Source organism: Vibrio sp. Vb1018 (genome assembly GCF_033338775.1).
GTDB lineage: Bacteria > Pseudomonadota > Gammaproteobacteria > Enterobacterales > Vibrionaceae > Vibrio > Vibrio alginolyticus.
In genome coordinates this window covers 178578-203658 of sequence record NZ_JAWOTI010000006.1, presented here as the reverse complement: position 1 = coordinate 203658, position 25081 = coordinate 178578, and the positions used below count along the sequence as shown (strand labels likewise).

Here is a 25081-nt window from a genome sequence, read left to right as displayed (position 1 = left end):
TCCTTTTATTGTTAAAGTTTGCGTGGCGAAGTTTTAACCGGAGCTAAAACATCTGTGAATCGTTATGCTGTGTTGTGTCTCGACAACAACCCAATCAGTGCTGAACAGTTTCGATTGGAGCTGTCTGCCTTCTCAAGTAAGTTTGATATTTTTTCTGTCGAATCGATAGAAGAGGCTCAAAGCGCTTTAGAGTATCTAGAAGAAAGAGAACAGACTGTTGCTTTAGTTATAGCGAGCCATCACGCTCATTTTAACGGCGTGGATTTTCTTATTGGTTTAGACCGGATGCCACATACCGAGCAAGCAAGAAAAATTCTTATTAGCTGCTCGTCTGATATAGAGGCAATTCTCACTGCCGTTAATGAGGGCAGGCTCGACCACTGCCTCACTAAACCTTTGCCAGATCACGTCTTATTTAACACAGTGCAAAAAGAGCTGACCCAATTTATCTTGCGAAATGGCAAAGAAGACCTGCTAAGTTACAGTCAGATATTGGATCATCACAGCTTGTTGCGAGCGCACATCAATAACCAGATGAGCCATTATCAAGCCGGATTCTTACACGACTACCACTCGATGTCTGATGCCGAGTTAGCCGAGCAAGTGATCTCCGCTCTCCAGCAATTTTTCAAAGATAATGACGAAACAAGAGCTTGCCGTACATACTCACCTGAACACTTATTAACCGTGGAAGGCGAGCCAAATTGCTTTTTGTGGTTTATCACCGAAGGTGAAGTGGCTCTGTACAAGCGCGATGAGCAAGGCATGCAGCGAGAGGTTGTACGCCATAACAAAGGGAATATTGTCGGAGGCATGTCGTTTGTTACTGGGGAATGTTCTTTCTCGACAGCTCTAACACTAACCAAAACAGAAGTTATCAAACTCGATCGCAACGTATTCAATAAAGTGATGCAAAGCGACTCAAACTTACTGCCTCTTTTTACAAACTTGCTTTTACGCCACTTCAACCGCCGATTGCAAAGAAGCATCAACACCAAACTGCAACTTCAAAAAACGCTCGAATCTTTAGAATCAGCCCACCAGCAGCTCATTGAAAGAGAAAAAATGGCGATGCTTGGTCAATTGGTTGCTGGAGTGGCCCACGAACTAAACAATCCAGTAGCCGCGATATTAAGGGGCGTAGAGAATTTAACGCATACACTAGAACGATTACTTAACGATGCGCCTAGTTCCGATATACAAAGCAAAGGCATTGAATTACTGAGCAAAGCGCAAACCTCAAAACCCGCTTCAACCGCCGAGCTCAGATCACGCGTAAAAGCGCTTAGCCATATACTTCCAGACAGAGCATTAGCAAAGAAAGTGGTGAGCCTTGGTTTAGAATCCGATCACGAGCTACTTACCCAACTAACGAGAAAGCAGCAAGCGTCTTATCATGCCCTCAATACACTTGAGCAATACCACAAAGCAGGTTCTACACTTCGCTCAATTAATGTCTGTGCAGCACGAATTGCTGATATGGTAAAAAGCCTGAAAGGATATGCTCGGTCAGATGATGAAACCCTGCACTATGCCGATATTCATGAGGGTATTGAAGACACCTTGGTGATTTTCGAGAACAAACTAAAAATGCACCAACTTTCAACCGACTATGCAAACTTGCCTTCCATCCTTTGTCAACCGATCGCACTCCAACAGGTGTGGACGAACTTGGTCTCTAACGCCATTGACGCATTTCCAGAAAAAGGGGTGTTAAACATACAAACACGCCTTGTAGAAAAAGAGCACACACATTATGCCGTTATCTCATTTGAAGATAATGGATGTGGCATTCCTGAGTCGCAAAGAGACGCCATTTTCGAGCTGAACTTCACCACAAAAAAAGAAGGTAACTTTGGCTTAGGCATCGGGCTGTCCATCTGCCAGCAAATCGTAACAGCACACAGAGGGTGGATTGACGTCGAATCAGAGATCGGCCAGTTCACACGAATGACCGTCTGGTTACCAGTCATCGAAGAAGGAGATGAAACATGACCAAGTATCTAATTTTATGTGTCGATGACGAACGAGAAGTCTTGGATAGCGTGCTCCAAGATCTTGCTCCCTTCGAGGAGAACTTTGTCGTCGAAGGAGCGGAATCGGTGACTGAAGCTCGGCAAGTGATTGATGAGATGGCGGAAGAAGAAGTTCAGCTTGCGCTCATTTTATGTGACCACATTATGCCGGAACAAACTGGGATCAGCTTCTTAATCGAACTCAGTCAAAATGGTGACACAAAAGCAGCGCGCAAAGTTTTACTCACAGGACAAGCTGGTTTGGAAGACACCGTAGAAGCCGTAAATAACGCGAGTCTCGATTATTACATTGCCAAACCTTGGAAAGGCGAAGCATTGAGAAAGGCAATCGTGTCTCAGCTTACCGCGTTTGTGATTGAGAATGATGATAACCTGCTATCCTGGACTCAAATCCTTGATTCTGAGGCAGTCCTCAACGCCATGGCAGAAAGAAGAGCAAGCTTTGGCGAGTAATAAAGTGTTTGGTTCTAACTTGAACTCAACGATGCTCATTGAACCACCTTACCTCGCATAGTAGAACGAGGTTAGAAAAACATCGTTACTTGTTCGAGTGAAATTCTCGGACACTACGTATATGGCGTAGTTTTTGCTTAAACCAAGGAACTATTAAGTTAATTGACAAAACATCGACACATTTTTGTTGGTCGTGGACCTTCCTTTTTATTATGATGTCGGACAAATCAGATTACGGTTCAAGTGGTTGCTTGAATCCATGGAAATAATGAACAAGGTTTATCGTTAGTTATGCGTAAAACACTATTAGCCGCTGCCTTACTAGTGGCATCAAGCCATGCCCTAGCTGCAAACGATCGCAATGCGCCAGCAACTATGAGCAACTTTAGCTACGACTATTTCGAAGCACGTATTGGCGCAAGTCCTGTGACATTTGGTGCTGGATTCAGCAAATCAATTCACCCGAACGCGCATGTTATTGCTCGTATTGACTCTGAGTTTGAAAGTGATTTTGACTCAGCTGCAGGCTTTGGCTTCCATTCTCCGCTAAACAACTGGGCAGATCTTACTGGTGAAATGCTAATGCGCGTTGTGCAACCTTCGAATGAGAGCAGCACAGATGTTGGTATGGAGCTTAACTTAGGTGTTCGCCAATGGTTGGGCCCTCAATTAGAAGTAGGCGGCAAAGTCGGCTACGTTTCTATCGATAACGATGACGATTGGACTGGCTCTGCCTACGCTCGATTCCACTCAACAGAGCTTTTCTCTTTGGGTGCTGAAGCACGTATCAACGATTTTTACGGTGATCAGGTAATGTTCACTACGCGTTTTAAGTTTTAAGATTTGTGCTGTAAGAAAAGAGCAAATTAAAAAAACAAAAACCGAGGTCTCTGCCTCGGTTTTTTTGTCTAATTTAATGACTAACTCAATGAAGTGGTAAAAAACTTCAACGTCCTTTTTCCGCTTTTCACACTTGCCTTTACGACCCGCTAACTCCATCGAAACGAGTCAATCATTGTGCGATCAGCTTCGCTTAGTCACACAGTGCCAATAACTGTTTTTTACGCGGCTCTTGGATCAGTTTCCAATGTACGCCATCAGTTGCACCAGCAAATTTCCACAGTAGCTTTACATCAACATCATTACCGTAAGCCGTTTTAACTTTGTTGAAGACTTTTACAGGTCCAAGTTCTAAAAAGGTTTCTACGTCATCAACACCGGCTTTCTTGACCATACGTTCAAGGGTTAGTTGCATGTTGGGTAAGTCTCTTAAGCGCCTACTGGCAGAGGACTTTTGATATTTCTGTTCCTTAATTGAGTATTCAATTGATTTCTGTACCAGTTCATCAAGCCCTACATATCCGGATTCGAATAAATCGGTTACATCATAATAATTTACGGTTGCCGTCGTCTGTTTTTTGACGTGCTTATACTTCTCACAGCTCAGTTGAGTAAACACTTCATCTAGCCCATTACCACCACGTAAGTAGCAGCAATCATTGCTGACAAGCGCAAACATAGCATCATCGGTGAATAAACCAATACCACCGAACATAGAACGTTTTTGGTACTCACTGAAGGTGCGTACATATTTAAAAAAAGCTTGGTCTGTCATGTCCATTGACCTCTTTAATCTGAATAAATTACCCCGATTAGCGATGTCACCAGATAAACAGCAGCTTATAGCGAATTATAAATGTCGATTTGTTGGCGATATTTTTGTGAGTTGTGCTCACCAACTTGCTTAATCATACTTAACGTTGAAAAATAAGTTAGGACATAGGTCACATATAAAAAAGTATAAATTCTGCATACGTGATTAGTTTCACACTTATTATTCGTGTGGTGATATTTTTTTGACGCATAGCATGCCTAAAACGCGCCATCATTATGATCTCGCTGGCAATTACGGGCACATAATACGCATTTAATTGATAAAGAATACGCTGTAAGGGTACACTGTACGAAAGATCTCAAGTACAGCGTCACAATGGAACATTTATCATTTTTTTGGCTGCCAAATAATAAAGATAAGCTTATAAACGCACTGGAATCCGAGTTTGCTCAGCTGGTAGAACAGTCCATCTCCACGGGTAAGATTTCGTTACCTCCTATTCCTGATGTCGTGCTTAAAATTCAGCAGTTATGTGTTGAAGAACACACCACGATTGCCGATGTTGCTAACTGTTTATTGGAAGATCCCGGATTAGCAGCGGTCGTTTTACGAGTCGCTAACTCTGTGATTTTCAATCGCAGAAATATCACCTGCAACGACTTAACTACAGCGGTATCTCGTCTCGGAATACTTCGTGTACGTGATATTGTTACCGCACAAGCGATTGAGCAACTTAAACACTCAGTTAATCTCACTAAAGAATGCAATGCCATCTTGGTGAAGAGTGCCGCGATATCGCGTGAGCTCGGTGCCGTCATGGTGATGTTGGTTCAATCGTTTCGTAGCCACGAGCCAGGCACTTATGGTCATCTAGAGCAAGAAAAGGCGTTATTGGTCGGTCTATTAGCCGATATTGGGTTATTTTGCCTAATTAATGAGTACCACTTGTACTTAGATAGGGGCAATTACTTAGACCCAGATATTGCATTGCAAATCTTCCAAACACGTTGTTCTGCCACAAGTAAACTAGTGCTTGAGCGTTGGGGATTTGACAACGACTTCAGAGAAGTATCCTCAAACGAAAAATACGAGTTAACGCGACCAGAAGTGAGTTATCTTGACATCGCTAGAATTGCGCATCATTTATTGATGTTCCGCAATCACGATGAACGCATTGACGAACATGAAGTTGAATTCAACGTAACTGGTGCAGAAGTCTTGTATGAACTTAGTAACATGAGTGATACTGACTTCAATGATCAAATCCGTGCTGTACTCAATGCAAGCGGTTTGTAATTTATCGCTTTCTGATAATACCTTATCCGCGATAAAACGATTCGCTCAAGGCTGAGCTGTGTGTGGTGAAATGTCTCTAATTTCAACCGATAGATAATTTGATTTATGCGTGTTGATGTTATCTCAAAAAGGAATCATTGAGCTTTATGTTCTCAGGGATGCTATTTATTTTCGCTCCGCTTGTGGTGGGGTATCTAATTCCTATATCTCGATCTTCGTTATTGGAGAAGATCAATCAGTCAACGTCCTACCTTATTTACGTCATTTTGTCGTTGATGGGTCTTAGTTTGGCGGCGCTCGATAATTTAAGCAGCAACTTACAAAGTATTCTCCTCTATGCGAGTACGTTTTTTTTGTGTCTAAGTGCCTGCAACCTGTTGGCTCTGCCTATTATTGATAAAATTATTCCACTCCAGACCAATCAAAATCAAAAGAAGCTACCGTTATCTTCGATGGCTTTAGAGTCTGTTAAGCTTATCGTGGTCGTTGGCGGCGGGTTAGTGGTTGGCCTGCTGTTACCCATTGATTTGAGTTGGGTAGATACAGCAAGCGAATGGATACTCTTTCTACTTCTATTTTTTATTGGTATTCAGCTGCGCAATAGTGGACTTACTCTGCGTCAAATCCTATTAAATAAACAAGGAATGGCCATTGCGGCTGCTGTCATCGCAACATGTATGCTTGGTGGCGTTCTTGCAGCGGTGCTTTTGGATCTTCCTCTTTATCAAGCACTCGCAATGGCTTCAGGTTTTGGCTGGTATTCACTCGCAGGTATTTTAATGGGTGACGCTTTTGGTCCGGTATTTGGTGGCGCGTCGTTCTTGATTGAATTAATGAGAGAGCTAGTCGCACTGGTTGCCATTCCTCTCTTTATTCGTAGCTATCCGTGCACCGCAATTGGTTACGCCGGTGCAACAGCAATGGACTTCACCCTACCCGTTATTCAAACCACCGGTGGTGTGCGTTGTGTTCCTGTTGCTATCGTAAGCGGCTTTATTTTGAGTTTATTGGTACCAGTTATGATGCTTTTCTTTGTATCACTTGCTAGCTAGATCTCAGGTTTTCGCTTTAACATCCATTACAATACGGCAAAAATTTAAATACCCAGTTAACGTCAAAGTGGTCAATATTTTTTGGCAAGACCCCTCTTTCTTTTCGTCATTCAGCCCAACGATTTGTCACGACCAAATAGAAAGAAGGGAGAAACATCAACTGATGTGCATTGCGTTAATAAAGGGATAACAACCAGAAGGAAGAAGAATGAAACGCTTTGTCGTTGCAGCGCTCCTCGCTACAAGCTCAACTTTTACGCTTGCCGCAGATCAACAATGTCTTGCTAGCAAATACGATGGCTACGTCGATGCCTCACTACAGTGGTATCAAGATCTTGTTGATTTGACGGTTACCCAATATCCAGATCTGAAAGAAGTTAGTCAATGGTTCTTGGATGGACGTAAACATCACTTTGAATTAAACCGCGAAGCGGTTCACTACTTTCTAGAGAACGACCCTAGCCGCGTTGCGACGGAACAGCCAATCGAAGCATGGTTAAAACTAGAGCAACATGACGTTAAGCAGTTAGCGACCCGAAGCGATAAGTTAGGTGAAGTTGCAAAACAGACATTTAGCGACCGTCAATCAACTAACCACCCAAAAAACTACGAGCTTCGTTCAGCATTCGCTGATCTGCTTAGTCATCCCCAACAAATTGATACCGCACTTAATAAGTACAATCAGTCAATAGAAAAGATTGAAAAGCAGAAATGTGACTAAGATTGCTCGCATTAGTCGTTGATTAGAATTCGATAACATCAGAGTGTTTTAACGTTCTCAATCTAGAATTTTTTAATGTGAATATCGTAACCTTCACCTAAAATTTTCATTTCTACAACTTGGGTTTCAACAATTAAAACGGGACTTTGCGCCCGTTTTAGTTTAGATTGTGCCGCTCGCATTACCAAAATAACTACAAAGATTCTTTGCTATGGTTAAGGAACAAAAAACCGCTGATGTTAGCTTTGAGAGCTTGCTAAAGATCTTCACTGTCCCAGAAGGTCCGGACTCAACGTTAACTAAAATTGACGAGAGCCTCTCGCGAAATCTAAATCAATTTCTTCGTGAACACATCGTGGCAGAAGAAAAGCCTTTACGCGAAATCGAAAAAGACTTTTCTTCTGCTCAGATTCCTGAGCAGCCAGAGTTTGTGTCAGATCATACAGAGCACTTACTCGACACTTTGGTGTCGCACTCAGTTCACACATCTTCACCAAGCTTCATTGGTCATATGACATCGGCACTGCCTTATTTCTTGATGCCACTTTCAAAGATCATGATCGCCTTAAACCAAAACCTGGTAAAAATAGAGACTTCCAAAGCCTTTACGCCACTTGAGCGTCAAGTTTTGGGTATGCTGCATCGCTTGATATATGGTCAGAATGATACTTTTTACAATCAGTGGATGCACAGTGCAAACCACTCATTAGGCGCATTTTGTTCCGGCGGCACCATTGCCAATATCACTGCGCTTTGGGTAGCACGTAACAAAGCGTTAAGAGCCAATGGCTCATTTAAAGGCGTTGAGAAGGAAGGCCTTTTTAAAGCCATGAAGCACTATGGCTATGATGGCTTAGCGGTGCTAGTGTCTGAGCGTGGTCACTACTCCCTTAAGAAAGCAGCCGATGTATTAGGGCTAGGCCAAGAGGGCTTGGTTGCGGTTAAAACCGATGCCAACAACCGTATTATTGTCGACGACCTTAAAGCGAAAATTGTTGAGCTCGAAAAACAAAACATCAAACCTATTGCTGTTATTGGTGTGGCTGGCACAACAGAGACAGGTAATGTTGATCCATTGCCTGAAATCGCTGAAGTCTGCCAAGCCCACGGCTGTCACTTCCATGTGGATGCCGCATGGGGTGGCGCAACACTTATGTCTAACCATCACCGTCATCTTCTTAAAGGTGTGGAAATGGCAGACTCAGTAACTATTGATGCACACAAGCAGCTCTATATCCCGATGGGCGCTGGTATGGTTCTGTTCAAAGACCCTGACGCAATGAAATCCATAGAGCATCACGCTCAATATATATTGCGCAAAGGTTCAAAAGACCTAGGCAGCCATACACTAGAAGGCTCACGTTCGGGCATGGCGATGTTGGTCTACGCCGCAATGCACATCATAAGTCGCCCAGGTTACGAGCTTCTGATTGACCAAAGCATTGAAAAAGCTCGATACTTTGCGGATTTAATCAAACAGCAAGATGATTTCGAGTTAGTTTCTGAACCAGAGCTTTGTCTGCTCACATACCGTTATTTGCCGCCATTCATCCGTGAAGCATTAGCACAAGCAGAAGGCTCACAAAAAGAACAACTGAATGAGCTGATCAATGAGTTAACACAGTTTATTCAAAAGCGTCAGCGCGAAACGGGCAAATCGTTCGTTTCACGTACAAGACTGAACCCAGACCAATGGCAACGCATGAATACGATAGTGTTTCGAGTGGTTTTGGCAAATCCACTGACCACAAAAGAAATTTTGAGCTCAGTGCTTGATGAACAACGCGAAATCGCCAAGCAAGCACCAAATTTGATGAAAAGAATTCAACAGCTGGTTGTTGATATTCAATCGTCTTAACGGCCAGATCGAGTTACATCAATTTGAAATTTTTTTTCGTTTTGATGTAACTCAAACATCATTATCGTGCGACTAGCGCAACAAAACTTCGTTTACACATCCAATTCTGTAGTTTTTACAACATTTTGTTTGAGGCCTGTCAAATTCTCACTAAATAGTACCCGTTATTGGTTTAGACTGATTGAAGATCAGGTTTATACTGATTCTATGGCGCTGGTTGTTTTCGTTAACGCCCCACTCTACTCCGGAATCTTCGTGTTTCCTTTCGTTAGCAGAGCCAGCGAGTTGTTCTCTATACCCTCGTGAACACTATGAATACATTAGAAAAAATTCAAAAAAACCTGGAGAATTTCAGTAAGTCAGAGCGCAAAGTTGCGGAAGTAATTATGGCGTCTCCACAAACTGCAATTCATTCAAGCATTGCAACGCTGGCTAAAATGGCCGACGTTAGTGAGCCCACTGTAAACCGCTTCTGTCGTCGTCTGGACACCAAGGGCTTTCCAGATTTTAAGCTTCACTTGGCACAGAGCCTAGCCAACGGCACCCCTTACGTTAACCGTAATGTGGAAGAAGACGATGGCCCAGACGCGTACACCCATAAGATTTTCGAATCGACGATGGCGTGTTTAGATGTCGCGAAAAATAGCCTAGATCCAATGCAAGTGAACCGTGCGGTCGATTTGCTAACGCAAGCGAAGCGCATTTCATTCTTTGGCCTTGGTGCATCATCTTCTGTTGCCCGAGACGCACAAAACAAGTTTATTCGCTTTAATATTCCAATTACTTGTTTTGAAGATATTGTTATGCAGCGCATGAGTTGTATCAACTGCAGTGATAATGATGTTGTGGTTCTTATTTCTCATACCGGTCGAACAAAGAGTCAGGTAGAAATAGCGAACCTTGCTCGTGAAAATGGCGCAACGGTTATTGCGATTACAGCGAAGGATTCTCCTCTAGAAAAGGCAAGCTCGCTGGCCATCACGCTCGATATTCCAGAAGATACCGACGTTTACATGCCAATGGCAAGCCGAGTTGTACAAATGACAGTGATTGATGTGCTAGCAACTGGCTTCACTCTTCGCCGTGGTACAGGTTTCCGTGAGAACCTAAAACGCGTAAAAGATGCGTTGAAAGACAGTCGCTATGACAAACTAAGCCAGTACTAAGCACTAAAGCTTAGTCAATACTTTATCTAGGGGAGCTCAAGGCTCCCCTTTTGTTTTAATGCTGCTAAGGGAGCAATCACCCTAAGTCGTTGACACTCGATAAGTCCGTTCTTGATTCCAGTACTTCAACAGAACTGACATGTTGTGCACTCTCAGCTGCGCACTCTCCGCTACAATCACAGACTTGCTGTAATATGTGTATCAAACGTTCCTGATTAAGAGGTAAAGGATTCCCTTTGATTGCCATTGATTTAAGCGCATCATTCGCCACTTGCTCAAAAGAGGTTTGGCATACTCCAAATTGAGCCAGTAGCGGTAACGCTAACTTATCTAGCACCATATTTACCCAAAGAATTCCATCGTGTTCGTTAGCATTTACTCGCTCAGTGACTAATTGGGCCAGCTTGCGATAACGACTTATCACATCATTCCTACCCGCGAGTTTAGCGGCGTTAATGTTCTCCTGCATCACGTGCGGAGCTAGGCGAGCCGTAATAACGCTATGGGGGGCGTCTAACTTGCCTCCTAACGCCGATGCTAACCCATGAGCGGCACCTAATTTGGCATTAGTAATCGCCATACCACCAAGCAATGCAGCGAACGATAAATCAGAGCGCGCCTTATGATTATCTTGCTTACAAGCGGCAATCACTGAACGGCTTAAACGGCGTAGCCCCTCTTCGCAGACCATATCAGTAAGAGGGTTTGGCTCACCACACACATACGCTTCCATTAAATGAGTGAACGCATCCATTGCGCCACGTCCAGATGTGTATTGGTCGGTCCCGTAAGTAAGTGTCGGGTCTACAATGGCAACGTCTGCGAGCATATCAGGGCTTCGAAGACTCACTTTCACTTTATCTTGTCCAGATTTCAGCACAGCATTTCTGGTCACTTCTGAACCGGTGCTTGCTGTCGTAGGAATTGCAATAAAATGAAGAGGCTTTGCTTTTAAAGGGACGCTTCTTCCTACCACTTCTACGTAATCGTAAACATTGCCTTGATTGGGAATAATGGCAGCTAAGGCTTTGCCCATATCGATGACGCTGCCACCACCTATCGCAACCACCATATCAGGTTGGAATTTTCTACCGAGCACTGCGGTCTCTTCTACCATCGTGATGTATGGTTCACCAACGATAGCTACGTGCTGGTAACGCATATTTTGAGCTTTAAGATATTGGATAATGGGGGCGGCTCGTTGGGTATCCTGCCCAGTAACCAGCAAAACACTGTAGCCAAATTGGTTAATAACGGATAATGAAGATTGAAGTGCACCTTCACCAAATATAATCCTTGTTGCAGTCATAAACTGAAACATACACACCCTCCCAAAAGAATATACCCAAATAACCTCTCGCCCTCTGATTTAACACTTATGTAAGAGTTGAAGTTATTTGCGTATAGCCAAAATAGATTGCTATTTTTTTAAACAAAAAAAATTGACCAATTCCACCTTGCCATCATTAACCCTTTAGAATGTATGTTTTTTATGCGTCACTTCACATACTTCAGAGCCGTAAAATAAGAACGCGCGTTTAGTTTTTATTCGATAGATTTCACCTATAGAACCAAGAGGTAATTGCCGCTTTATTTCCGTATCTGGATCGGGCATAGTTACTCCAACAAAAGAAAGCGCACTCAGCCGCTATGTTTTGTACGCTTTCAAAAAAGAATAGATTTAGGAGAAATAAGATTATGTTCGTTGTTATCTTTGGTCGCCCTGCATGTCCTTTCTGTGTTCGTGCAAAAGAGCACGCAGAAACGCTAAAAGCAAAACGTGATGACTTCAACTACCGTTACGTTGATATTCACGCTGAAGGTATTTCTAAAGCAGATCTTGAGAAAACAGTTGGTAAACCAGTTGAAACCGTTCCTCAGATCTTTATCGACCAAGAGCACATCGGTGGCTGCGACGAGTTCGAAGCATACGCGAAAGAGCACCTAGGTCTATTTGACGAGTAATAAAGACTGTTTTCAAAAAAGCCGCTTCATGCGGCTTTTTTATTATTTTTCAGCTGGTTATTACGTTAAGTCAACTAATGGTAAAACCTAAAAAAATTCACTTATCTTTTTGCTATATTTAGTTACAATTCACAGTTCTTAATCTTTTTTGGCACACACTCTACCGAGCCACACAGTGAACATAGACGTCGTATACCTTCTCGAGCAAAACCCTATCCTTCTAATCTTCGTCGTATTAGCCATTGGCCTTGCCATCGGAAAAATTCGATTTGGCAAATTACAACTAGGTAACTCTATTGGCGTTCTTATTACCTCTTTGGTAATGGGCCACCTTGGTTTCTCATTTAATGCAGAAGCTTTAACCATTGGCTTTATGCTGTTTATCTACTGCGTTGGCATTGAAGCTGGACCAAACTTTTTTGGTATATTCTTCAGAGATGGTAAGCATTATTTTATTTTAAGCATGACTGTTCTCGTGTCTGCGGTCAGCTTAACGTATGGCTTGAGTCACTATTTCGGCCTCGATTTTGGCTTATCCGCCGGTATGATGGCAGGCGCATTGACCGCAACGCCAGTACTGGTTGGTGCACAAGATGCTCTTAACTCTGGCCTTGCGACTATACCGCGGAATATGGAATTTTCTCTGGTATTAGAAAATCTATCCGTAGGCTACGCGATGGCTTATCTGGTCGGCTTAATTAGCATGATCATGTTTGCTAAATTGTTGCCAAAACTGCAAAAACAAAACCTTTCTGATTCCGCGCAGCAAATCGCACAAGAGCGTGGCCTTGGAAATTCAAGCCAGAGAAAAGTGTATTTACCCATTATTCGAGCTTACCGAGTGGGCCCAGAGCTAATTGACTGGACTGATGGTAAAAACTTGCGAGAACTGGGTATTTATCGTCAAACTGGCTGTTACATTGAACGAATCCGTCGCAATGGTATTCTCGCCCACCCAGATGGTGATGCTATCTTGCAAGAGGGAGATGAAATTGCACTGGTTGGCTTCCCTGACAGCCATGCTCGCTTAGATCCTAGCTTCCGTAATGGTAAAGAAGTATTCGACCGTAACTTGCTTGATTTGCGCATCGTTGAAGAAGAAATCGTCGTAAAAAGTGACGCTATCGCTGGTAAGCGTTTATCGGATTTGAATTTGTCTGAGTTTGGCTGTTTCTTAAACCGCGTAGTTCGCGCTCAGATTGAAATGCCTATGGACTTAGACATTGTGCTCGCTAAAGGGGACGTCCTTCAAGTGAGCGGCGAGAAAAGCCGAGTACATGGACTGGCGGAAAAAATCGGTTTCATCTCGATCCACAGTCAAATGGCCGATTTGCTCGCTTTTTGTAGCTTCTTTATTTTGGGTATTCTGTTTGGCCTCATCACAATGACGTTCGGTCAGGTGTCTTTCAGTTTGGGTAATGCGGTGGGTCTTCTGTTGTCCGGTATTACGCTTGGTTTCTTACGAGCAAATCACCCTACTTTCGGTTATGTCCCACAAGGGGCGCTGAATATGGTCAAAGATCTAGGGTTAATGTTCTTTATGGTCGGAATTGGTCTAAGTGCAGGTGGAAAGATGTTCGAGCACCTAACGCAAGTAGGACCAAAAGTCATTGGTTTGGCATTTATTGTCAGTGTTGTGCCTGTAGTTCTGGCTTACTTAGTTGGCGCACACGTACTCAAGATGAACCGTGCCCTGCTCTTCGGTGCCATTATTGGCGCCCGTACTTGCGCTCCGGCTATGGATGTCGTTAACGACTACGCTAAGTCCACCATCCCTGCCCTTGGTTATGCGGGTACCTATGCGATTGCGAATATTTTAATGACGTTAGCTGGTACGATTCTGATAATACTAAGTTAATACTCACTTTGACTATGAAATATAAAAAGGCGCTCAATGAGCGCCTTTTGTTTATTGGTTATCTAGTCTGTGATTCGATTAGATTTGAATGAAGTCTGCTTCAACTGCTGGATTCACATCCGCTTCGTAATCTACGCCTTCAACGCCGAAACCAAATAGTTTCAAGAACTCTTCTTTGTACTCAACGTAGTCAGTCAGCTCTTTTAGGTTCTCAGTCGTAATTTGAGGCCATAGCTCACGACAGTGCTGCTGAATGTCGTCACGAAGTTCCCAGTCATCCAGACGTAGGCGGTTCATCTCATCAACTTCTGCCGCGCTACCGTCTTCTTTGTATAGACGTTGGCTGAACATACGGTAGATTTGTTCCATACAGCCTTCGTGTACACCTTCTTCGCGCATTTTCTTGAATACCATTGCGATGTACAGTGGCATAACAGGAATTGCAGAACTCGCCTGAGTTACAACAGATTTAAGTACCGCAACATTGGCACTGCCGCCTGTTGCTGCTAACTTGTCGTTTAGCGCTTTCGCTGCACGGTCTAGGTCCATTTTTGCTTTACCTAGTGCACCATCCCAATAAATTGGCCAAGTTAGTTCAGTACCAATGTAGCTGTACGCGACGGTCTTACAACCTTCAGCAAGAACACCAGCATCAGACAACGCATTGATCCAAAGTTCCCAATCTTCACCGCCCATTACCGTGACAGTGTCTTTGATTTCTTCTTCTGTTGCTGGCTCAACGCTAGCTTCGATGATCACATCTTTGTTGGTATCAACAGCCGTTGATGTGTAAGTTTCACCGATAGGTTTAAGAGATGAACGAACTAATTCACCAGTTTCTGGCATTTTACGTACTGGAGATGCCAGTGAGTAAACCACCATATCGATTTGACCTAAGTCTTCTTTGATCAGCTCGATAGTTTTCTGTTTCGCTTCATTTGAGAAAGCGTCGCCGTTTAAGCTTTTTGCGTACAGACCTTCTTCACGCGCTAGCTTTTCAAAAGCAGCCGCATTGTAAAAACCTGCTGTACCTGGTTTCTTCTCAGTACCTTCTTTTTCGAAGAAAACACCGATAGTTGATGCACCGCCACCAAATGCCGCAGCGATACGAGAAGATAGACCGTAGCCACTTGATGCACCAACAACAAGAACACGCTTAGGTGCGTTTTTGATTGGACCTTGCGCTTTGGTGTACGCAATTTGTTCTTTTACGTTAGCTTCACAACCAACAGGGTGCGTTGTAGTACAGATAAATCCACGAATTCTAGGTTTGATGATCATATTCAACTTCCTTTAAAAAACCTTGTTAGGATAAAAGTTTCGTTGGGATTTCGCATCTAATTTCTGTAAAAATGCTCTTAAAAGGCAAGTGGTTGGAGCACTATCCCACCATCCACTCCCCAAGAATACAAAAAAGCACCTCATTGAGGTGCTTTTCTTAACATTAGTTGTCTATTATGCCGCCGGATTCAACTGCGACTTTTTTGGGCTATGAGTTCGCACTTCAGAAAAGTCATGACTAAAGTGGTCAACTTGAATCGCCTTGTAGCGCAATTTATCTGCAGCCATGATTTGATCAATTTCTTGCTCAGTTAACACGCCTGCTTCAAATGCTTGCTGCAAACGGTCATGCAGCAAACCTTTACGAGCCACTTTACCATCCTTCGCAGCCTTCATAAGTTTACGCTCCAAAGGTTTAATGTCGTACATTGCAAGGAATGCATTCTCCATTAAGCCTACGCTGTCATCCTCTGATTTTCCGATGTAGCACAGATGCGTGAGGCGATCACGTTGCGCGCCTGGCGTCATCATCGCTTCAGCCAAATTCACACACAGCTCATCACTTGGCTTATTGAAATGATTACCAAGCGGGAACAATAGCCCCTTAAGCACACCGCCAACGTATTTCACAGGGAAGTTGGTGTAAGCCTCATTTAATGACTTAGAAGCGTTATACAAACAGTGTTGAACAGCGTAATGAACGAAGTCTAGATCGCCTTGCTGACGGCCTTCATCTTCATACTTTTTCAAGGCAGCAGATGCCATGTATAGATAGCTTAATCCATCACCCAAACGTGCGGAGATCATTTCTTTACGCTTCAAGTCTCCACCTAAGGTTAACATCGCAAAGTCTGCACTTACTGCAAGTGCACGACTGAGACGAGTAATATCTTTGTAGTATTGCTGCGTTGGGCCACTCATGTGCGCGTTAACAAATCGAGAACCAGTTAGTGCTGCACCAAATGCACCGAATGTATTACCGAGCGCGTGCTTGATGTGTTTAAAGAGTAAGTTGTCAAATTCTTTCGCACCTTGTTCAGAATCTGGATTCGCCGCGGCTTCCATTTCTTTTAGAACATATGGGTGACATCGAGTCGCACCTTGACCAAAAATCATCAGGTTACGAGTCAGAATATTCGCGCCTTCAACAGTGATAGCAACCGGGATACCAAGGTAATGTTTAGCAAGATAGTTCATTGGACCATCTTGAATCGCACGACCCGCATGGATATCAAACGAATCATTTAGAATGGTACGCGCGATTTCCGTCATGTGGTACTTGGCAATCGCGGTTACAATCCCAGGTTTTTCTTTCATATCGAGAGAAGTCGTCGTTAGCGTACGCGTCGCTTCTAGTAGGTAAGTAAGACCACCAATGCGCCCCATTGCTTCTGCAACACCTTCAAACTTACCGATCGACATTCCAAACTGTTTACGCACGTAAGCATAAGCACCTGTTGTACGTGTAGTAAGGTGACCAATCGCTGTGCCAAGCGCTGGGAGAGAGATACCGCGACCAGCAGAAAGACACTCAACCAGCATACGCCAACCTTTACCTGCATAATCAGCGCCACCGATCAACCAGTCCATAGGGATGAAGACATCTTCACCACGAGTAGGACCATTCATAAACGCAGACCCCAGAGGATCATGGCGTTCGCCTATCTCGACACCTTCATGGTCAGCGGGAATCAACGCACATGTAATGCCAACCTCTTTCTTGTCACCAAGTAGCCCTTCAGGATCTTGCAGTTTAAATGCTAACCCGAGCACTGTCGCAACTGGCGCAAGCGTGATGTAGCGTTTATTCCAACTAACTCGCACGCCAAGCACTTCTTTGCCTTCATGGGTGCCGTAACAAACCACGCCTTGATCAGGTATGCCACCCGCATCAGAACCCGCTTCAGGGCCAGTTAGGGCGAAACAAGGGATGTCTGTACCATCAGCTAAACGAGGCAACCAGTAATCTTTTTGCTCTTGCGTACCATAGTGCGATAGCAGCTCACCAGGGCCAAGAGAGTTCGGTACCATTACCGATACCGCGGTACTGATACTTCGAGTCGCAATACGAGAAACAATGGTTGAGTTCGCCAAAGCGGAAAATTCACGACCACCATATGCTTTCGAGATGATCAAAGAGAAAAATCGCTCTTTACGTAGGTACTCCCATACTTCAGGCGGTAAATCCCTGTCTTCTTTGACAATCTTCTGGTCATCAAGCATTTCTAGCAGAGTTTCAAGCTCATTATCCATAAATGACTGCTCTTCTGCCGTCAGTGTAGGCGTTGGATAATGATGCAATGTTGTGAAGTTTGGCTTGCCTGAGAATAGTTCGGCATCCCACCATACACTACCCGCTTCCATCGCCTCTTTCTCGGTGCTAGACAGAGGTGGCAATACTTTTTTGAACACTTTAAAAGCCGGGTCACTAATCCATTTTCTTCGTAGAGAGCTCATAGTTCAGATCCTTTTGTTCACGTAACCGCTCGGGGTATAATCTTATTATTGGTTTAACTTTCTTATTTGTCTTATGCCAACTGCTTTGCTGACATTCCTGCTGACAAATATGGAATCAGTAAATCGACGACAGATTTCACATCGACTTCCTTTTCAAACTTACTTTCTGCCAGCTCCGAAAGAGCTTGGCTTGAAGCCATCGTAAATACACAGGTTCCTAACGTGAAGTGCAGTCGCCAAAACAAATGTTCTTCACATAGTTCCGGGTTCGCCTTCATTATCGAGAAAGTGAAAAGGTTCAGTACCTCTTCGTATCTGGTGGTAATGAACCAGCGTAGATGACCTTGAACGTCTGTATAACCGCGGCCAATTAACAACATAAATAGCGCAGTACCATTTGGGCGTACATCATTTAATGTACGTAAAGGTAATCGCAATGACTCAAAGACATCGTCCATGTTGTAGCTATCGCGCGTGTTTAACTCAATTAATGAAGTCTTAATGCTCGGCATTAGTGCTTCTAAATACCTATCTAAAACCGCTCTAACCAGCGTTTTTTTATCGCCAAAGTGATAGTTTACCGATGCTAAGTTAACGTTAGCTTTACCTGTTATCGTTCTTAGCGAAGTATCATTAAAGCCATGTTCAGCAAAGAGTCCTTCTGCGACATCGAGTATTTTTTCTTTTGTTGATGTTCTCGGGGCCATTTTAATCACTCGTATTAAACAACTGTTTGAAAATATACTCCCGAAACTTAAGATTAACAAATGATTAACATCACACTTTAACCAATTGGTCTGACCAGACAGTAAAAGGTGTGATCTAATCTTTTGAAATTCAATCGAATACTCCGGTGAAGCTTATCAGAAGAAAACGATCAAATTTCTCAGTCCATCGCAATTGAAACGCTAACAATAGCCTTGGCGGCTCGGAGTGAGCGACGAGAGTATGAAATACATCTTCGGTTCTCGGGGAGATAAAATGAGAAACACAGAAGTTAGTAACTTCGCCAAGTTGGTAATCCATCTCGACTTTTCTATTACTTTCGGGTGTGTAAGAAGCTAGAAAGCATTAAGTAGAAATTTTTTGAAAAAAAATGGAACTGTTTGGAAAAGGCTCGGTCTGAATATACGTAACAGTTAGGGCATTTGAAGTTTCACTGGCCGTCAAACTTGTTTCCATCTAATTGTTACGTTGCTGCTTTTTTCTTATTAACTCCTATGTTTGTATCCGCCCAGTCAAATTTTCGGCTGGGCTTTTTTTCGCCTGTAGATTTACCAAGCGCCTCTTTCGATGATTTGCCCCAACTCCATAAGCTAGACCTTAGTTGGTCACAAAAGTAACCACCCTGAAGTGGTTGATGTGCCGATCTGCAGACATAAAAAAGCCTCCCGAATGGGAGGCTTTACTAAACAGTGTGTATCTTACGCTTGCGCTTTCTTAGGCAAAGAAAAGTGCAGTAACGCGTAGCCAAGTAACGCGGCTGTCGTCGAGCCCATTAAGATGCCTAGTCGAGCATAGGTATCAAACTCAGGGCTTACATTTCCAAACGCTAAAGAGGAAATGAATATAGACATTGTAAAACCGATACCACACAACACAGAGACCGCAAAGATATGCTTGAAGTTAATGCCTTCCGGTAGCTTAGCTACACCCATTTTCACAGCAGCCCAACTAAAGGTGAAGATACCTAGAGGCTTACCAACCAGTAGCCCCAAAGCAATACCTAATGGCAGCATTGAAGTTAGGCCTGACATCGATACGCCTTCTAGCGAAATCCCCGCATTTGCAAATGCGAATAGAGGTAAGATACCAAATGCCACGTATGGATGAAGTGCGTGCTCCATGTGCTTAAGTGGGGAATGTTCGCCCTGTTTACCCTTAAGAGGAATAGCAAAGCCGATCACTACGCCTGCAAGTGTTGCGTGAACACCAGATTTAAGTACCGCAAACCATAAGATCGCGCCGACTATCATGTATGGTGTCAGTTTCGTTACTTCCTTCGCATTCAACATGAACAGGACACCAGTCATGATGAAGCCAACAAGCAGCGCCATGCTAGAAAGATCACCTGTGTAAAACAGTGCAATAATAACAACCACGCCTAAATCGTCGATAATAGCGAGAGCTAACAAAAACACTTTAAGGCTTACTGGTACGCGCTTACCTAGTAGCGCCATGATACCTAGAGCAAATGCAATATCCGTCGCAGCTGGAATGGCCCAGCCAGAAACCGCCTCTGGGTCGTTAGCATTAAACGCAACGTAAATAAGAGCAGGGGCTAACATACCACCAACCGCCGCAATAGCAGGGAAAATTGCGGTTTCTTTTGATTTTAGCGCTCCTTCAAGTAGCTCTCGCTTCACTTCAAGGCCAATAAGTAAGAAGAAAACAGCCATTAGGCCGTCATTAATCCAGTGAGAAACTGACATACCGAATACATAAGTATGCAGTACAGATTGATAAGTTTCGCCCAGCGGTGAGTTAGCAATGGTCATCGCAATTGCCGCTGCAATTACGAGAAGAATACCACCTGCTGATTCCATTTTGAAAAAGTCACGAATGACATCGTTCATGGTTTCGTCCTTATATTTATTATCTTAATAAACGATTAACAAAGAGTGATAAGAGTGTATAGCTGTCGAAAACTTTAGAATAATCGCTTCTTCAGAGTATAAACTTCGGTTTTTTCGATGTTAAGTTTACTATACATCGTATTTTCCAACATGACACTCAATTTTGATCGGAGATCGTATTTGTACTTGTCGCACCAAATATTTATCAAGATGATGAGAAAATCAGCATAACACGGCTTGTACCATCATGATAACCCCGTACTTTTGAGAAAAAGCCAGGAAGCTTCGCGCACTAAAAAACCACCCGTAGGGGGTGGTTTTCTTCACAACTCAATAGCCTGTCAGCTGCATAAAGCCCCAAGCCTCATTGGAGCCGGAAGCTAAAGTAGGCCCTTCCCAGTAAGGTATTACAAAGGGTAGCCACATATCTGACTTGATAATGCGGGTAGTCAAATTAATTTGATGCTTCGGAATATTGATAATCCACTGCAAAGGTAACCTTCTTCCATTGGATAAACCGGTCACTTGCATTGGTTTAATACTGATATCATCGTCTGAGAGGTTGATGACTTTACCTGAGCGTGTCGACAACGTGCCAAATACGTGCGGTGTTTGCCCATGGTGACGATAACGGCTAACAGTTAATGCTCGACCATCATCTAAATTGAAAACAAACCAATCCCAGCCTTGTTGCCCCTCACCAATTAAGCCGCTGCCCCATTCTTTTTGCGCCCATGCAGAACCCGTCACTGAGAATCGCTTACCATTTAAGCTTAAGCTGCCTTTTACTTTTAAAAATGGAGCACTGAAGCTAAAAGAAGCAACAGATTGCAACGCATGTTTAACTTGGAAGCCTTTGTCTCCATTCACCACAAAGGGGCCGCTTGTCATGGTATTGAGCTCAAGTCCAAACGTATCAGTATTCACATTCAAGTTGCCCGGGAAAGGCGTCGCACCGAGTGATCGCCAAGTCCAATTATCAATCCATAACCTGAAAGGACGATTGATCATACCAGCTTGGCCTATCCCGCCTCTAGCTACCCGTTGCTCTTTCCATACATGCGAACCATGACTGACGACAACATGTGAAATGTACAATTGAGGGTTCTGCCAACCGCTGGTTTCTCGCTCGTCCGTCGCAACCCTGAAATAGCTCCATTGAACATTGTAGATCTTGCCTTGCTCATCTTTTAATTTCGCAAAGTAGTGCCACCATTCATGCTGATACTCGGGATGAAAGCGAAAGTCTGAGGGTAAAGAGACATGCTCATTAGGTAGTACAGGCTCGAAAATCGTTTGATTTTCACGCGTTAAGATAGAATCAAGTTCGCTTTCTCGTATTGCTGTCGCCTCTAACCAAAAAGTTGAGTAAAAAGCAGCCCCAGTCAGAAACGCGAACGTAACAACAATGAGCGTTGAAACCAACAAGCGTTTTTTAGAGCCCATTTTTTTCATTACAACGCGTCCCTTAATGACTTCATCGGTGTACTTTTGATCATTCTAATAACTGGCAATGCGCCAGCAACCATAATGGCAAGCATCGCCCAAGCAATGGTTTGAGCATACTCCCATGGAATCGTTTGAAGCTCTAGAGACCAGCCAAATGATTGCTTAATGATAATATCAACGATCAAATGTGCGAGCGCCAAGCCGAGCGGCACTGCAATAATCGCAGAAATGGCTCCGAAGACGAATAGCTGCAAACCACCTAATACGACAAGTTCTTTTCCGGACACACCCATGCACCTTAATAAGGAAAAATGCCGCTGCCGTGAAAGCTCTCCTGCCAACGTCGCAAAGAATAAACCAAACACGGCAATAATCAGCGTGATATTGCCCAAGGTTCCCGCTATCGCAAAGGTATGATCAAACACTCTCATTGCTTGGCTATAAATATTACCGTTATCAAACACACGATCTTGCGGGAGACGGAATACATTCTCTAAGCGATTTTTCAGCCCTTCTCCATTGACGTTATCTTTTAATACTACGCCAAGACCAACATTACCCGTACCTGCAAATGCATACAGCCAATTCCGGTGCGACATCATCACCTGGTTATATGGGTTTCCATAATCGTAGTAAACGCCTACGACTTGCCAATCACCACCAAGCGGTTCTTGCAAGTTAATGAAATCGCCAGGGCGGATATCCAACTTCAAGGCCATCGACTCACTGACCATTAAGCTCTTGGTAGCGTGCAGTTGATACCAGTAATTTGGGACACCTAACTTGACGGTAAGTGAGTCTAACTCACCTTCAGAAGAGCCCGTACTCACAACTTGCAGAGCACCATGCTCGGTCGGCATATCTTTTTCCCAGCGCCACCAAACCGAGTTCACCTCTGGCTGATTCTGGAGCCATGCGCTCATCCTAGCGGCTGAATTGTTGGTCGGATAGATGTACACATCAGCCGCTAATCGCTGATTTAGCCACTTATCGGTTGTATCTCGAAAGCTTCCGACCATTGTTTCTACACCAATGTTTGCCGCCAGCGCTAACATAAACGCCATCGTAGCCACACCGCGATAGCTCATGCTCGCTGCTGCATCAGCAAAAAACCAACGGACACGAACCCATCGCATGGTATAAGAAAAACTTTGGAACATATGCCACATAATAAATGGCATAAACAACGCCACACTAACCAACATCAGAGCAATAATAGCAAAGCCGGTTTCTTGTGTTTTCGGGGCCTGATATACCGCTATTGCAGCGACACAAAACGCACACGCCGCAAGCGCCTGCCAAGAGAACTCTCTTCCAGCAAATCGCATTAGCGACAGTCGAGAAGAAAGGCGGATTGGTTGTGACTTCAGCAAACGGATTAATGGCCACAGACACGATATCAACGCACCCATCGCTGCCATGATTAGGCTATATAAGCTAGATTGCCATGACCATCCTATGGTTAAACCTACGTTGGCATCATACAAATCACTCAGGCTCGAAGACACTGCTGGGATAAGTTCATTCGCTAAGATCAAGCCAAAAAAGTTACCACACGCCCACGCAATAAAGACGAGCAAAGACAACTCTAGCAATAAGGCTTGCGCTAACTGTGTTCCGTTAACACCAGTCTGTCTCAAAATACCGACCAAACGTTGTCGCTGAATGAAAGACAGAGACATCGCTTGATAAAAAATAAACAACCCAACCAAAAACGACAGCATTCCCATCGCGGTGAGATTCATATGGAATGCGTTAGTTAGCGACTCAAGCTCAGTACGCGTATTCCTAACAAGCGTCATTCCATTTGGCAGCATGTTTTTCAGTGCTATTAGCTTTTCCTCTGGCATTTCACCACAAGAAATCGCAGACAAACCTGAGCTCCGCTTGAGCATACGCAACAACGATATATCAGTAACCAGCCGAGTACCCGAAAGCATCTTGTCCTTATCTACTTGAATAGGCCCAAGACGGCTTCCGTCATTCATCTCAATGAAGTCCCCATCTTGCCAACCCATGTAAGCGGCCAAATCTTGACTAACGAGAATAGGATAAGGAGGCTTCATTAGTGATAAAACCGGCATCTCACCTAGCGATTTTCCTTGTTGTAGTGGGATCATCGCGACAGGATCTATCCCCACCAACATCAGGCTCATATCGGTCTTGGCATCTAGATGAAGCACGTCAAACGGTGCACATTGGTTAAACCCAGCTCGACGTAACTGAATATAGAAACCTTGAGGAATTTTATTGGCAGAGTGCTTCGTTCGGATTCGGTATGGCAAAGGATTAGAGAAAAGCTTTTCCCCAGTGGCATAACTTTGTTTTGCATGCTGGTTGATAGAAGTAACACCAACAAGGAGGGACACGCCTAAAGTTAATCCCAGCCAGACAAGAATAATTTGTAGAGGGTAACGACGGTAATGACCGAGTAGTGCCTTAACTACGGGCCATAACATGTAGCTGCCCTCCTTGAAGTCGAATCTTTCCTTCCATATGGGCGGCCACTTTTTCACTGTGCGTCACTAACAGCAAAGTACACTCCAGTTGGCGAGCGAGACTCGTTAGTAAGCGCATTACTGCTTCTGCGTTTCGCTCATCTAGGCTACCAGTTGGCTCATCAGCAAGCAGGATTTTGGGTTCCATATAGAGTGCACGAGCAATCGCCGCACGTTGTTGCTGACCACCAGACGCCTCTTCCGGATAACGTCCTAGCAATGGCATTAAGTCCAAAGCAGAAAGAATTTGACGCCACAACTCTTTATCTTCCGGCAGACCTTTTAACTGACGACAAAAACGAATATTGTCGGCAATATTAAGTGTAGGAAGCAGGTTGAATTGTTGGAAGATATTACCAATATTGTTGCGGCGATAAAGGGTTCTTAAATGCTCCGGTGCTTCATGCATAGCAAAATTTGGAAACTGCACTTCACCAGAGTCAGCAGTATCTAATCCGGCGATTAAATTCAGCAGAGTACTTTTACCCGAACCACTTTCCCCCATCAGAGCAACTTGGTCGCCTTGCTGCAATGTTAATTCTGCCCCTTGTAATACAGGGTGAAACTCTCCCCCGTCTACATAGCCTTTACATAGGTCTGACAGTTTTAACATTGATTATGCCGCTCGGATGGTGTTTAAAAATTGGGATCAGAATCTACACTAAAATCCTGTTAGTAGAAAGTATTTTGAATGCTTGATCACACTATGGAAGTACAAATGCAACTCGATTCACTTTCTGTTGCTAATTTTGTTGACGTTTTGAGCAGATTTTTGCAGCCAAAATAAACTCTGTTCCTCC

At 43.8% G+C, this 25081-nt stretch carries 19 protein-coding genes; 10 read left to right on the top strand and 9 right to left on the bottom strand.

Annotated elements, in window-relative coordinates:
* The first annotated feature begins 54 nt into the window (after positions 1 to 54).
* The 3 genes from R7Z10_RS09270 (at position 55) to R7Z10_RS09260 (ending at position 3329) form a co-directional block, all read left to right on the top strand.
* Positions 55 to 1995: an ATP-binding protein gene (locus R7Z10_RS09270; RefSeq protein WP_318104678.1), complete on the top strand. Its 1941-nt coding sequence runs from the start codon at positions 55 to 57 to the stop codon at positions 1993 to 1995.
* Positions 1992 to 2489: a response regulator gene (locus tag R7Z10_RS09265; protein WP_285334934.1), complete on the top strand. Its 498-nt coding sequence runs from the start codon at positions 1992 to 1994 to the stop codon at positions 2487 to 2489. Before R7Z10_RS09270 ends, R7Z10_RS09265 begins: the two co-directional genes overlap by 4 nt.
* Positions 2490 to 2780: 291 nt before the next feature.
* Positions 2781 to 3329 (top strand): hypothetical protein, encoded by a 549-nt coding sequence (locus tag R7Z10_RS09260; protein ID WP_005378006.1) that lies wholly within the window; start codon positions 2781 to 2783, stop codon positions 3327 to 3329.
* A gap of 193 nt (positions 3330 to 3522) precedes the next feature.
* Here R7Z10_RS09260 and R7Z10_RS09255 read toward each other — a convergent pair whose 3' ends face one another.
* Positions 3523 to 4110: a TfoX/Sxy family DNA transformation protein gene (locus R7Z10_RS09255; RefSeq protein WP_318104674.1), complete on the bottom strand. Its 588-nt coding sequence runs from the start codon at positions 4108 to 4110 to the stop codon at positions 3523 to 3525.
* A 369-nt stretch (positions 4111 to 4479) separates the two neighbouring features.
* Here R7Z10_RS09255 and R7Z10_RS09250 point away from each other — a divergent pair, with 369 nt between their 5' ends.
* The 5 genes from R7Z10_RS09250 (at position 4480) to R7Z10_RS09230 (ending at position 10197) form a co-directional block, all read left to right on the top strand.
* Entirely contained in the window at positions 4480 to 5400 is a 921-nt protein-coding gene (locus tag R7Z10_RS09250; protein WP_285334935.1) for an HDOD domain-containing protein, read from the top strand.
* Positions 5401 to 5546: 146 nt separating this feature from the next.
* Entirely contained in the window at positions 5547 to 6452 is a 906-nt protein-coding gene (locus R7Z10_RS09245; protein WP_285334936.1) for a lysine exporter LysO family protein, read from the top strand.
* Positions 6453 to 6660: 208 nt separating this feature from the next.
* Complete coding sequence (locus R7Z10_RS09240; protein ID WP_017634875.1) at positions 6661 to 7173, top strand: hypothetical protein; 513 nt, start codon at positions 6661 to 6663, stop codon at positions 7171 to 7173.
* 211 nt (positions 7174 to 7384) lie between these two features.
* On the top strand, positions 7385 to 9031 hold the full coding sequence (gene panP, locus R7Z10_RS09235; protein ID WP_047100728.1) for a pyridoxal-dependent aspartate 1-decarboxylase PanP: 1647 nt from the start codon (positions 7385 to 7387) through the stop codon (positions 9029 to 9031).
* 311 nt (positions 9032 to 9342) lie between these two features.
* Positions 9343 to 10197, top strand: coding sequence for a MurR/RpiR family transcriptional regulator (locus R7Z10_RS09230; RefSeq protein ID WP_005378021.1), 855 nt, complete (start codon positions 9343 to 9345; stop codon positions 10195 to 10197).
* A gap of 76 nt (positions 10198 to 10273) precedes the next feature.
* Here the strand turns inward: R7Z10_RS09230 and R7Z10_RS09225 are convergent, their stop codons facing one another.
* A complete protein-coding gene (locus R7Z10_RS09225) occupies positions 10274 to 11518 on the bottom strand; it encodes an iron-containing alcohol dehydrogenase (RefSeq protein WP_017820842.1) in 1245 nt (414 codons plus the stop codon).
* A 377-nt stretch (positions 11519 to 11895) separates the two neighbouring features.
* On the opposite strand from R7Z10_RS09225, the gene R7Z10_RS09220 reads away from it, so the two are divergent.
* Positions 11896 to 12162 (top strand): GrxA family glutaredoxin, encoded by a 267-nt coding sequence (locus R7Z10_RS09220; protein ID WP_005378026.1) that lies wholly within the window; start codon positions 11896 to 11898, stop codon positions 12160 to 12162.
* Positions 12163 to 12337: 175 nt separating this feature from the next.
* Positions 12338 to 14020: an aspartate:alanine antiporter gene (locus tag R7Z10_RS09215; protein WP_005378028.1), complete on the top strand. Its 1683-nt coding sequence runs from the start codon at positions 12338 to 12340 to the stop codon at positions 14018 to 14020.
* Positions 14021 to 14098: 78 nt separating this feature from the next.
* Here R7Z10_RS09215 and fabV read toward each other — a convergent pair whose 3' ends face one another.
* The 7 genes from fabV to R7Z10_RS09180 all read right to left on the bottom strand — a co-directional run bounded on the left by fabV (position 14099) and on the right by R7Z10_RS09180 (position 24894).
* Complete coding sequence (fabV, locus tag R7Z10_RS09210; protein ID WP_005388648.1) at positions 14099 to 15301, bottom strand: enoyl-ACP reductase FabV; 1203 nt, start codon at positions 15299 to 15301, stop codon at positions 14099 to 14101.
* Between the two features lie 174 nt (positions 15302 to 15475).
* Positions 15476 to 17758: an acyl-CoA dehydrogenase gene (locus R7Z10_RS09205; RefSeq protein WP_017634878.1), complete on the bottom strand. Its 2283-nt coding sequence runs from the start codon at positions 17756 to 17758 to the stop codon at positions 15476 to 15478.
* 71 nt (positions 17759 to 17829) lie between these two features.
* The gene (locus R7Z10_RS09200) at positions 17830 to 18465 is read right to left on the bottom strand and encodes a TetR/AcrR family transcriptional regulator (protein ID WP_053306960.1); all 636 of its coding nucleotides are present in this window, start codon (positions 18463 to 18465) and stop codon (positions 17830 to 17832) included.
* A 717-nt stretch (positions 18466 to 19182) separates the two neighbouring features.
* Positions 19183 to 20334 carry a Na+/H+ antiporter NhaA gene (gene nhaA, locus R7Z10_RS09195; protein ID WP_005378034.1) on the bottom strand — a complete coding sequence of 384 codons (1152 nt, stop codon included), beginning with the start codon at positions 20332 to 20334 and terminating at the stop codon, positions 19183 to 19185.
* Between the two features lie 330 nt (positions 20335 to 20664).
* Positions 20665 to 21789, bottom strand: a complete 1125-nt coding sequence (locus R7Z10_RS09190; protein ID WP_318104669.1) for a lipocalin-like domain-containing protein — start codon at positions 21787 to 21789, stop codon at positions 20665 to 20667.
* A complete protein-coding gene (locus tag R7Z10_RS09185; RefSeq protein ID WP_017820845.1) occupies positions 21789 to 24242 on the bottom strand; it encodes an ABC transporter permease in 2454 nt (817 codons plus the stop codon). The genes R7Z10_RS09190 and R7Z10_RS09185 overlap by 1 nt, the downstream gene beginning before the upstream one ends.
* Entirely contained in the window at positions 24223 to 24894 is a 672-nt protein-coding gene (locus tag R7Z10_RS09180) for an ABC transporter ATP-binding protein (protein ID WP_005378040.1), read from the bottom strand. Before R7Z10_RS09180 ends, R7Z10_RS09185 begins: the two co-directional genes overlap by 20 nt.
* Positions 24895 to 25081: the final 187 nt, after the last annotated feature.